General features: G+C 52.7%; 5 protein-coding genes and 1 pseudogene. 5 read left to right on the top strand and 1 reads right to left on the bottom strand.

Going from position 1 to position 12729, the window contains the following annotated elements:
• Positions 1-114 precede the first annotated feature (114 nt).
• From CRO74_RS21370 to CRO74_RS21350, 5 genes are all read left to right on the top strand, one after another.
• A complete protein-coding gene (locus tag CRO74_RS21370; RefSeq protein WP_097128757.1) occupies positions 115-3261 on the top strand; it encodes a SusC/RagA family TonB-linked outer membrane protein in 3147 nt (1048 codons plus the stop codon).
• Between the two features lie 30 nt (positions 3262-3291).
• Complete coding sequence (locus CRO74_RS21365; RefSeq protein WP_097128755.1) at positions 3292-4887, top strand: RagB/SusD family nutrient uptake outer membrane protein; 1596 nt, start codon at positions 3292-3294, stop codon at positions 4885-4887.
• Between the two features lie 118 nt (positions 4888-5005).
• Entirely contained in the window at positions 5006-6529 is a 1524-nt protein-coding gene (locus CRO74_RS21360) for an arylsulfatase (RefSeq protein WP_097128753.1), read from the top strand.
• A gap of 314 nt (positions 6530-6843) precedes the next feature.
• Complete coding sequence (locus CRO74_RS21355; protein WP_097128751.1) at positions 6844-8304, top strand: sulfatase family protein; 1461 nt, start codon at positions 6844-6846, stop codon at positions 8302-8304.
• 355 nt (positions 8305-8659) lie between these two features.
• Positions 8660-12466, top strand: coding sequence for an RICIN domain-containing protein (locus CRO74_RS21350; protein WP_245877939.1), 3807 nt, complete (start codon positions 8660-8662; stop codon positions 12464-12466).
• 149 nt (positions 12467-12615) lie between these two features.
• Here the strand turns inward: CRO74_RS21350 and CRO74_RS32080 are convergent.
• A pseudogene (locus CRO74_RS32080) lies at positions 12616-12729 on the bottom strand (NAD-dependent epimerase/dehydratase family protein); the annotation flags it as partial.

The raw sequence follows: 12729 nt of genomic DNA, 5'->3' as shown, positions 1-12729 counted from the left end.
GGTTTTTCTGTCTGATCAACAGCAGGCTGCTCCTGATCATCTGTTGATGGCTCATCAATGAGTCTATTGGTTCTGGTTTACGGAAAAACAGCCACTTAGCTCTCTGTAAATTTTATGGTAAATCATCTACGAAAAGTCTCCGGCGCGGGTCTTCTGGCAATGCTATTGCTTATTGGCAGGCAACCCGGCTGGTCGCAGCCCGTTGCGCTGACCAGCACCAGGCAGCCCCAACGAAGTCAAACTATTACTACCCTCGATCAGCCCGTTACGGGTACCGTCAAGAGCGAAACCGGCGAAACGCTCCCCGGTGTGAATGTCGTGATCAAGAATACGACGAAAGGCACCAGCACCGATGCTAACGGTCGGTTTACGCTGGAGGCTCCCGCCAATGCCACGCTTGTTTTCTCGGGTATTGGCTTCACTACGCAGGAGGTAGCGGTAAACGGCCGGACACGTATAGAGGTGGCGTTAGTGACGGATAACAAGCAGCTCGATGAGGTCGTCGTTGTGGGGTATGGTACCCAGAAACGCAATAGCCTGACCAACTCCGTAGCGCAGATCGGGGCTGAAGAAATTGCCCGCCGACCGGTTTCCAATATCCAGCAGTCGTTGCAGGGGCAGCTGCCGGGCGTTACGGTGCTCGATCAGGGTGGCTCGCCGGGGCGCTCCAATACCGCCATTCGCGTTCGGGGCATCACGACTTTCAACATCAATGGCATCGGCAATACGGCCGGTACGAATAACGGTACCGGCGGTTACGACATGAGCAAGAACGACGCGCTGGTGATTGTGGACGGCATCGAGCAGCGGCTGTCAGACATCAACCCGGACGATATTGAGACAATCTCGATCCTGAAAGATGCGGCTTCGACGGCCATCTACGGGTCAAGAGCAACCAACGGCGTAGTGCTCGTGACGACAAAACGGGCCAGAGGCAGCAAGGTGCAGGTGGAATACAACGGCTATTATGCCATCCAGAACTCCATCAACAAGCCGACCATGATGGGCATTGAAGATTACATGCGGCTGCAGGTCGTGGCTTATACCAATGCCGGGGCAGCCCTGCCCGCCCGGTTCACCGAGTCGTCTATTCAGGCGTATGTGACGGCTACCGACCGCGAAAAATACCCGATGCCGAATACCTGGTTTCAAACGGTACTCCAGTCGGCTCCCCAGCAAAACCACACCATTGCCGTTGCAGGGGGCACTGAAGCTCTGCGTACCCGGTTGAGCCTTCGCTATCAGGATCAGGGCGGTATCATTACGAACTTCAACAGCAAAATCGGGGAGATTCGCCTGAATACCGATTACACGATTTCGCCCAAACTGCGCGTTAGTGGCGATATCAATTACCGGTACAATTATTCGCAGGCCCCTATTATTGACCCCATCAACTTCCTGTTTCACGGGTCACTCTGGGCCGTACCCAAATATGCCGATGGCACGTATGGCCTGAGTACGCAGGGTAACAATCCGCTGATGTACGCCGAAATCGGGGGAAACTCAAAGCGGGCTACGGATTACCTGGCGGGCTACGTGAAAGCCGATTGGGAAATTCTCGACGGGCTGACCTTCTCGACTCAACTGGCCGGACGGGGTACGTTTATTCAGGAAAAGAACTACGCGAACTCGTACGTGAACGTCGACAAGAATACCAACATCACCAAAACCGTCGCCAACAACACCCTGACCGAAGTTCGGAACACCCTTCGCGAATACACCCTGACCAGTTTGCTGACCTACGACCGTAAATTGGCCAGTCATAATCTGAGGGGCTTACTGGGTTATTCGCAGATTGGCAACACCCAGACGTTCCTGAGTGCCTACCGCGAGCGGTTTTATAACAACGACATTCAGTCCATTGGGCAGGGAGCCAACGACGGAACCAAAAACAACACTGGTAATGATGCGGATTATGGCCTGCGGTCGTACTTCGGTCGGGTCAACTACGATTACGACGGCAAATACCTGGTGGAAGTAAACGGACGCTATGACGGCTCGTCGAAGTTCACCGGCGATAAACAGTATAGTTTCTTTCCGTCTTTCTCGGCGGGCTGGCGGCTCTCGAAAGAAAATTTCTGGCAGGGTCTGCAAAAAACGGTCAATGATCTGAAACTGCGGGGATCGTGGGGCATAACCGGCAACCAGTCGGTGAATCTGTACAGTTATTATGCTGCGCTAACGGGCAGCGGCTACAACTTCAACGGAGCCGCCGTGCAGGGGTATCGGCAAACGACGCTGGCCAACACCGACCTGGGCTGGGAGTCGACAACCCAACTGGATTTGGGGCTGGATGCGTCTTTTTTCCGGGGCCGCATGAACCTGACTGTCGATTATTACCGGAAGCTGACGAATGATATTCTGCTGAATCTGGACATTCCGGCAACCATTGGGTTGACGGCACCCCCGCAAAACGCGGGCTCGGTTGAGAACAAAGGCTGGGAATTTAGTCTGAACTACCGGGGTGCCAAAAATCCGTCGGGTTTTCAGTATAATCTGGGAGCCAACTTCAGTGTAAACGAGAACAAAGTTGTCGATCTGAAAGGCACCGGCCCGTACATTATTGGATCAGATATTGACCCTCGCTACATCATTGCGGTTGGCCTGCCTATCAATGCGCTGTGGGGTTACAAGACAGATGGCCTGTTCCAGACACAGCAGCAGATTACGGAATACAAGGCCACCTACGCGGCCAACACCAAACCAGGTGACGTAAAGTATATCGACGCCAATGGCGACGGCAAGATCGACGCGAACGATATGACGAACATCGGTAATACGTTTCCCAAGTTCACCTTTGGCCTTAACTCGAATTTCTCGTACCGCAATTTTGAACTGAACCTGCTCTTTCAGGGCGCAGCCAAAGTAAGCACACGCCTGGCCGGAGCCTTATCCGAAATGGGGAATCAGGAGGGCTTTACGCACTCGATCTACACCAATAACTACTGGACACCCGAAAACACCGACGCCCGCTTCCCCCTCCCGAGGAAGTTTGACCTGCGCAACGTAGCCACCTCCGACCGGCTGGTAATCGACGGATCGTACCTGCGGGTGAAAAACATCCAGCTGGCCTATTCACTACCGGCGGCTATTGCTTCGAAAGTGCGGTTGAGCCGGATTCGGACGTATGTATCGGCCACCAACGTGCTCACCTTCTCGAAACTCAACGAGTGGAATCTGGACCCCGAAGCGGGCTCGGGCCGGGGCGTGTATTATCCGCAAACATCGCTGTATACACTCGGTCTTAACCTACAGTTCTAATCCCATTCACCCGTCTACTTTTCAAAGCTCATGAAACGAATCAATTATATACTCGTGCCTTTTATGCTGGTTGTGTCGGGGGCCTTGTTCACCGCCTGCGACCGGGAATTGCTGGATACTGTTCCCAACGACCGCCTGTCGGAAAGCCTTTTCTGGAAAACGGAGAGCGATGCCAAACTGGCCGTCAATTCGTTGTATACGGATCTCGATGAAGCCAATATTTTTAGCTGGGACGCCCTGACAGACATTGCCCACGTTAACCAGCCGTTCGATATTCAATCGTATGTCGAACAGGGGCAGTATGATGCTACCAGTGCCAAAGTGTTTACCGAGTGGTCCAACGCCTACAAGGGCATTCGGGCGTGTAATTACTTTCTGGAAAACGTTAGCAAAGTGCCGTCTACGAATACGGCCGTGATCAATCAGTTCAAGGGCGAAGCCAGAGCGCTCCGGGCCTATCAATACCTGAAACTGGCGAATCTGTTTGGGGAGGTGCCGCTGATCACGACGGCTATTTCGCTGGACGAAAGTCGTACGCTGGCGCGGGCACCCATGGCGCAGGTCTGGGATTTTGTGGATAAAGAGCTAAGCGAAGCGGCTGGTCTGCTGCCCACCACCTACGCTGCCGCCGACAAAGGCCGGTTTACCAAAGGGGCCGCTCTGGGGCTTCGGGCGCGGGCTAACCTGATGGCGGGTCGTTATCAGCAAGCCGCCGATGCCGCCGACCAGGTGATCAAACTGGGCGTTTATGGGCTTTATGACAGTTATGAAAAGCTTTTCAGTTATGCCGCCGAGAACAACAAGGAAGTGTTGCTCGACCGGCAGTTCATTAAAGACACCTATCCGGTCAATGTGTTTGCGTTGATGGCTCCTTACAGCCAGAAGAGTGCGAACAGCAACTACGTGCCCACCAAAGCGCTGGTCGACATGTACGAGACAACCGCCGGGAAGCTGATTACCGATGCTACCAGCGGCTATGATCCCGCGAACCCCTACGCCAACCGCGACCCCCGGCTTAGGTTCTCTGTATTCCTGACGGGCGATGTGCTGCCCAGCGGAATTACCTTCCGTCCCGAGCCAAACAGCGGCACCGCCGATGCCGTGGGTAACACGTACATTGCCTCAACAACGGGTTTCAATATCAAGAAATACATCAATACCGAAGACTACGCCAATCCCGGCAACAATGGCATCAACATCATTCTGTTGCGCTACGCTGAGATTTTGCTTACGTATGCCGAAGCGAAAATTGAGTTGAATCAGCTGGATGCCAGTATGTTCGCGGCCATCAACGCCGTTCGTAATGGCCGTACCGACGTGAAGCAGCCGTCTGTCAGCAACACCGCTACGCAGTCGGAGCTACGGGCCATTGTGCGCCGGGAGCGAACCGTTGAACTGGCGTTCGAAGGCCAGCATCTGTTCGACATTCGTCGTTGGAAAACGGCCGAAACGGTGCTGCCCGGTCCTATTTACGGCATTACCTACAAGACTGCTACTGGTACTCTGGCAACCATTCAGGTGGTGGCGGTAAACCGAACGTTCGATAAGTCGCGGCATTACTTGTGGCCTATTCCGCAGAAAGAGCGTAATCTGACCCCAACGCTCACGCAGAATCCGGGTTGGTAGACAGGTTTGACACAGAGATACACAGAGACAATAAGAGATTCACTGAGATTTACTGAGACCTTTGTGAATCTCTTATTGTCTCTGTGTATCTCTGTGTAATAATCTAATGGTGAGTAGTATGAAGTTAAGCGTAGTCGTATGTAGCGTAGCGGTTCTGATAGTAGCCGGGTGGGTGCTTGTTTCCTTCACACCCCCCCGGAGTGCCGTACCACCCAACATTATCTACATTTATGCCGATGATCTGGGTTATGCCGAACTGGGCTGTTATGGGCAGCAGAAAATCCGGACGCCCAATCTGGACCGGCTGGCTCGCGAAGGTATCCGCTTCACGCAGCATTACACCAGTATGCCCGTGTGTGCGCCCGCCCGCTGTATGCTCCTGACCGGCAAACACAGCGGTCACTCATACATTCGGGGTAATTATGAGATGGGCGGCTTTCCCGACTCGCTGGAGGGCGGACAGATGCCGCTTTATCCGGGCGCGTTCACCCTTGGCCGGATGTTGCAGCAGCAGGGCTATAAAACAGCCTGCGTGGGTAAGTGGGGCATGGGCATGGCAAACACCACCGGCAACCCGAACCAGCAAGGCTTCGACTATTTCTACGGCTACCTCGATCAGAAACAGGCGCATAACTACTACCCAACGCACCTTTGGGAAAACGGCAAACCCGATAAACTCAATAACCCCGTCATCGACGTGCACCGGCGGCTAACCCCCGAAACGGCCACCCCCGAAGCGTTTGCCTATTTTCGGGGTAACGACTATGCGATAGACAAAATGTCGCAGAAAGCCCAGGCGTTTGTCCGGCAGAATAAAAAGGGGCCGTTTTTTCTGTATTTGCCCTTTACCGCACCCCACGTATCCTTACAGGCACCCGAAGCCGCCGTCAAGGAATACATTGGTAAATTTGGCGATCATGGAGGTGCCGAGCGGCCGTATCTGGGGGAGCAGAGCTATGCATCGACGCCTTATCCAAGAGCTACCTACGCGGCCATGATTACGCACATGGACGCGCAGATCGGGAAATTGATGCAGTTGCTGAAAGAACTGAACATCGACAACAACACCCTCGTCATGTTCTCCAGCGATAACGGGGCTACGTTCAACGGTGGGGTAGAGGCTGCTTATTTCAACAGCGTGGGTAAGTTGCGCGGTCTGAAAATGGATGTATACGAAGGCGGTATCCGCGAGCCGATGTTGGCCCGCTGGCCCGGAACGATCAAGCCGAACCAGACCACCGATCACGTATCCGTTCAGTATGATCTGCTGGCTACCCTGGCCGAGCTGGTCGGGTATAAACATCCCTTCGTGACGGACGGTATCTCGTTCCTGCCAACGTTACTGGCACAGCCATCCAGTCAGAAGAAACACCCGTTCCTGTACTGGGAATACCCCGAAAAAGGTGGTCAGCTAGCCATTCGGATGGGGAGCTGGAAAGCTGTCAAAACGAACGTGCGCAAAGCCCGAACTGCCCCCTGGCAGCTATATGACTTAAACAAAGACGTGAGTGAAACCACCAACATAGCCGATAAACACCCGGACATAATCCGTCAGGCCAACGTCATCGTTGCCCGCGAGCACACCCCCACGCACATCAACGAGTGGGAAATCGTAACCCCCAAAACCAAACCAGCAAATTAACAACCCCGAAGGGGTTGACTATGGATAACCCCGGATGCAATCCGGGACCAGCTAACCAAGGTGCCTACTACCCAACCCCGAAGGGGTTGACTATGGATAACCCCGGATGTAGTCCGGGGCAGCAACGTCCTAGCCTGAGAGGGAGCGATCGGTAGAGACACATCACAGTCAACCCCTTCGGGGTTGGGTCTGGCGTCCTGGTGGGTTGGCCCCGGACGGCGTCCGGGGATATCCACAGTCAACCCCTTCGGGGTTATTCGTTCATGAGTTAAGTAGTACCTGGTAAACAAATTAAGATTTTTGTAACATTGGCTATGACACACATACCTATCCGACTATCCCGCCTTGTGTTGAGTGCCATTACACTCATTGGGCTTGGGTTATCCATCAGCGCCTGGGTTGAGAAACCCGCTCCGGCAGCTCCACCCAACGTTGTCCTGTTCTTTATGGATGACCTGGGTTATGGCGATCTATCCGTAACCGGTGCGCTGGATTACACCACGCCGAATCTGGACAAGATGGCCGCCGAAGGAACCCGCTTCACCAACTTTCTGGCGGCTCAGGCCGTGTGCAGTGCATCGCGGGCGGCCCTGCTAACGGGCTGCTACCCAAACCGACTGGGTCTATTCGGTGCCCTGGGTCCAAACTCGCTCATTGGCCTGAATCCAAACGAAGAAACCCTGGCCGAGTTGCTGAAAGAGCGCGGCTACACCACCGGCATGTTTGGCAAATGGCATCTGGGCGATAACAAACAGTTTTTGCCCATGCAGCAGGGTTTCGATGAATACTACGGCGTGCCTTATTCGCACGATATGTGGCCGCTGCATCCGGCGCAGGCACAAGCACATTATCCACCCCTGCGCTGGATAGATGGCAACGAGCCGGGCCCGGAAATCAAGGATTTAACCGATGCCGGGAAAATTACCGGCACCATCACCGAGAAGGCGGTTTCGTTTATCCGCAATCACAAAAAGAAGCCTTTCTTCCTGTACGTGCCGCATCCGCTGCCACACGTGCCATTGGCGACATCGGCCCGGTTTAAAGGACAAAGTGCGCGGGGTATCTTCGGTGATGTGCTCACCGAGCTGGACTGGTCCGTTGGGCAGATCATGAACGAGTTGAAGCAGCAGGGGCTGGATAAAAACACCCTCGTCATTTTCATCAGCGACAACGGCCCCTGGCTGAACTACGGCGACCATGCCGGTTCGTCGGGCGGGTTTCGGGAAGGAAAAGGAACGTCGTTTGAAGGCGGCCACCGGGTGCCCTGTCTGGTTCGCTGGCCGGGTGTGGTACCCGCCGGTCGGGTGAGCAACAAACTACTAACGGCGCTGGATATTCTGCCGACCGTCGCCAGCGTCTGCGGTGCCCGACTGCCTAAAAACCGCATCGACGGCGTCGATTGGGTGGCCTTGTTGAAAGGTGATAATTCCGTAACCCCCCGCGATAAATTTTACTACTATTATCGGAAGAACAGCCTGGAAGCGGTGCGGCAGGGCGACTGGAAACTCGTTTTCGCGCACCCCGGCCGTACATACGAAGGATTTCTGCCGGGGCAGGGCGGTAAGCCGGGACCCAGCACCGAAACACATGCCATTGCAGCGGGTTTGTACGATCTGCGCCGAGATCCCGGCGAGCGGTACGACGTTCGGGAGCAACATCCGGAGGTCGTAGCCAAACTCGAAAAGATTGCCGAAGAAGCCCGCACCGACTTGGGCGACGACTTGCAGAAACGTACCGGCGCTAACGTTCGCGAGCCGGGGAGGATCAGTCAGTAACTAACGTAGCGTTTAGTAAAGCACGTTACTCAACCAGTAAGTAGTGATCATCACTGCAAACTGCTGGTTGGGTAACGTGCTTTTGTGTTGAGCCCATTTCTTCCTGCTGCTCTCCTCTTTGCCTACTATCAGACCCGTGGAAAGGCTACATTGAGTTTATTGTAATTAGGTAATTGTACTTGAATTATACTACTCAATTTACTTAGCTACATCTATATTTGTTTACGTTTAATAAATAAGATAAACTTATAGTTTATTGTAATACTTTTTTGGCGTACTTGCATTGTCGTCTTAGTAGATAAACTTTATTCGCTAAAACGGCAAAGGATTATCCATCGTAACGAACCATAATACAATGATCTACAAAAGATTTTTACCAATCTTAATAGCACTGCTATGCTTCAGCTTGCCTGAGCTGGTACTTGCTCAAACAAAACGTGCTGTTTCTTTCTCATTTAACTTAGCGGCCAACACACGTACCAGTGCGGGCGTATTTGCAAAGGATGGCACACTGGTTCGAACCTTATGGAGCGGAGTTAGTATGTCGGCAGGTTCTTACTCGAAGAATTGGGATGGCCTCATGGACAATGGCCAAACGGCGGCTACAGACACCTACGATATTCGGGTATTATCGAATAATGTGAGCTACACCTGGGAGGGCGTTATTGGCAACTCTTCGTATGGTATCAGTAAGAATAATAATGTTCAACGGGCTTTCCTGCGGATGCAGAGTTTGGCCATCAGCGGTACCAATGCCTATTATGGTGTAGGCTACGCCGAAGGACATCCCTCGCAGGCCAAGTTCATTGTAGGCAGCCCGCAGTCCCGGATCGAGTTTTCACCGAAGGAAGAAACGGCGCAGGCTACCCTGTTTACGGCTACCGATGGGACCACCGTTTACTGGGGAGGTTACGATGGCTATGGCAATGGCAGCAGCTGGTTTGTTTATGGTACAAAAACGAGTGATAATACCGAACAGATTTTTTCGAACGGCCAATCGCTGCGGATGACCCTCGGCAAAACGTATGCCTCCTGTCTGGATGTAATTCCCCAAACGAATGGTACCATTACAGGCATGGCCGTCCAGAAAAGCGGCAACTACCTGTTCGTTTCGCATAAGGCCCTACAGCAGATCCGGGTCTATAATAAAACAACCGGTGCGCTGGCCCAGACGCTCCCTTTCAACGAGGCAGCCGGGTTGGCCGTGGATGCGCAGGACCGGCTGTGGGTCGTCAACGGGACAAGTGTACGCAAATATTCCGTACAGCCGGACGGGACGCTGCTCAATGCCGGTATAGCGATTTCAGGTCTGGAACGCCCCATGGCGCTGGCCGTATCGCCCGATAACGGAACGGTACTTGTTGCCGATGGCGGGGGGAGCCAGCAGGTAAAAGCGTACAGTAATTTAAATGGAATGCCTTTGTGGACGTTTGGTCAGCGGGGTGGGTACGTAACGGACCCAACGGTGAGCAACGACAAGTTCTACTTTTCGGATGTGAGTGGAGGTATTAACGATACGTTTCTTGCGTTCCAGGCCGATGGATCGTTCTGGGTGGGCGATTCGGGTAACTACCGGGCGCAGCACTACACGGCCGGCCGGACCTTCATTGATCGGATCCAGTACATCCAGAATAACTACAGCAGCTTTGTCGACCAGAATAATTCCAGCCGGGTATTTGCCCAGTTTCTGGAATTTTCCATTGATTACTCGAAACCACTGGCCGCCAACAATGGCTCATGGACACTGGTCAAAAACTGGCGGGCTGCGCTCCCTGCCGAGTATTTTGAAATCTTGTCAATTAATCATACCTACATCACCAACATATTCCGGGATGTGTTGACGATGCCCAATGGCCGTGTTTACGGATTCCTGAAGCGGTTCACTGACAATAAATGGGTATTGGTAGAACTGCCCGCCAGCGGCCCTTTACGCATCACCAATCAGGCGTTCGATTCACAGAACCGCTACACCTACCATATTACCCCCGATGGTTCACTGAAGCAGTCGGCCAGTAATTTATCGGGAACAACGGGCACCATTGACTGGCAGAACCGGCCGCTGACTGGATTTGATGCCAGCAACAACCCGATCTGGGGAGCGCCCGTCAATTATGTGTCGGCTCCGATCAGCAGTGGCGAAGAGCCGGTTAACTGGTACGGTGGTCAGGGCCGAACGGGCGAAACGACTTCCTCGGGTGTTATGATCACCTTTGACGACGGGAAAATAAACGGAGCCGTGGGTGGAGGATACCACCTGGGTGGTCTTAAGGCCAATACCAACAAATGGTTATGGAAAACCGCCTATGCCACGATGGCCGATTATAAAGGCCCTTACCCATCGGATGGAGCTTACGATGTAGGAAACGGGGTCGTGTACGGCGGGGGCGGAATTAGTGTTTATGACCGTCATATTTTCTGGAATTACCACGGCGAATTCTGGAAAGGTAGCCAGACCAATAAATGGCAGCATGTATACGATAACGGGCTGCTGGTGGGTGTGTTTGGTAAAACCGGTCCCGAGGCTCGTCAGGAGTCTATCGATGGTGGTGCGGTTCCCGGTATGGCCGGAAACGTTTACTATGGTACGGTAGTGAAAGGTACGGATGGAAATGTTTATCTATACCACGCAGAGGAAGCTGGCTGGTCGGGCATACACCGCTGGAAGATCAATGGCCTCAATACCATTCAGGAGCAGATTATACCCCTGCAAACCTTGTCTGCCTATCCCATAAGTACTAACCCATCCGATCTGGGCGGAATTGATCTGCTACAGGGGCTGGCACGTAAAGCCGTGCTGCAAAGCGGAGCCTATGGATGGACTCGAAACCCTACGAATAATTTCGATAATGGCTACAATGACAAATGGATTGCTAAAACAAGTGTGCTTTCGTACGACCGCTTTGCCAACCCGGATTTATATGTGAATTTCTCGAAAGCAAATAGTTCGTATAGCGTTACCCGTGATCTTGGTAACAACATTGATCAAAACTACTGGAGTTTGAAAGGGACAATCACGTTTGACGGTACCAATCCCAATAATGGGGTATCCGGCCAGGCGAATACCGGTGGCTGTTACTTCGATGTGCTGGATAATAACGGGAAAGTACTCGCCCGGATAAAGCAACAGGTTTTCTTCGAACTAGCCAATGCACCGGTCAAACTGTATGGCAATACCAAGGTCATTGCGCAGGGGCAGTATTTTAACGCGGCATCCTCACCAACAACGGCGTCCGACCCCTTCGAGATAACAATGTCGAGTGGAACCCTGACGATTAAATACCGAAACTTCGCTCCCGTTACGGCTACGATTTATGACAATGCCGGAAACCTTAAAAACCCAAAATCGGTCCGGCTGTTCTTCTGGTCTAACGGTATCAATTACGAACGCACCATTGACATACAAAGCCTCCGTTTCTACACGAACACCACCCCGCAGCCTACAACGGCCAGCGTTACCAACGGAACGAATTATTATGTACAGGCAAAACACAGTGGTAAGTACCTGGATGTAGCTTCGCAATCAAAAGTTGATGGGTCTTCTGTCATCCAGACAACCTACACCAGTGGTACCAGCCAGCAGTGGACACTGACCGCCGTAGATAACGAGGAATACACCATCAGCGCGGTACACAGCGACAAGCTACTGGATATATGGGGAGGGTCGACCAGCGATGGCGCTATTGCCAGCCAATGGTCATCCAGCGGGCTGGCTAACCAGAAATTCAAGTTAGTTGATGCAGGAGACGGCTATTTCAACGTCGTGAACAGCAACAGCACCAAGTGCCTTGAAGTGCAGGGAAACTCAACCGCCGATGGAGCCCTGCTGCAACAAAGTGCGTGCGGTGGTAGTAACAATCAGAAGTTCCTGTTTACCAAAGTAGCCGCGAATACGAAATCGAAAGTCGTCGATTTTTTCAACCAGAACTCGGATGTACGGGTGAATGTCTACCCAAATCCGGCTGTTGATTTTGTAACCATCGATGGGGCCAGAGGGGCTGTGATAACCATTTTTGATGCAATGGGTCGAATAAAATCGACAACCGATTGTACCGTTGATTCGTCTACGCTTTCGGTGTCTTCGTATGGTACGGGAGAGTATATTCTTCAGATAAAGAAAGATAATCAGCTCATTAATAAAAAGCTGATCGTTAGTCGTATGTAAAGCACAAAGCCGGGTAAAGCAAAACAGCCCTCTTCCCATTTCTGAACGTCCATTGTGGCCATTCGGAAGCGGGAAGAGGGCTGTTTGTTTTGCAATGCTTGTGGTGTCAGTTTCTCAAAACTGATACTACTACCACCACCACAAGCTACCTAGTCGAGTACGGCTAAACGGGCTACCATGCTGTCGTGAATCTGGGTCATGGTCTCCTTCAGGTCAAAGGTCCAGTCCCAGCCCGGATAGTGCGCCTTGAACTTGCTCAGGTC

It is taken from the genome of Spirosoma fluviale (assembly GCF_900230225.1).
In the GTDB taxonomy this organism is placed as follows: domain Bacteria; phylum Bacteroidota; class Bacteroidia; order Cytophagales; family Spirosomataceae; genus Spirosoma; species Spirosoma fluviale.
This window is presented reverse-complemented; position numbering and strand designations above follow the sequence as displayed.

Excerpts from the sequence above, each read along its gene's own strand:
- CRO74_RS21370 (WP_097128757.1), top strand. The coding sequence starts at position 115 with ATGGTAAATCATCTACGAAAAGTCTCCGGCGCGGGTCTTCTGGCAATG.
- CRO74_RS21365 (WP_097128755.1), top strand. The coding sequence starts at position 3,292 with ATGAAACGAATCAATTATATACTCGTGCCTTTTATGCTGGTTGTGTCG.
- CRO74_RS21360 (WP_097128753.1), top strand. The coding sequence starts at position 5,006 with ATGAAGTTAAGCGTAGTCGTATGTAGCGTAGCGGTTCTGATAGTAGCC.
- CRO74_RS21355 (WP_097128751.1), top strand. The coding sequence starts at position 6,844 with ATGACACACATACCTATCCGACTATCCCGCCTTGTGTTGAGTGCCATT.
- CRO74_RS21350 (WP_245877939.1), top strand. The coding sequence starts at position 8,660 with ATGATCTACAAAAGATTTTTACCAATCTTAATAGCACTGCTATGCTTC.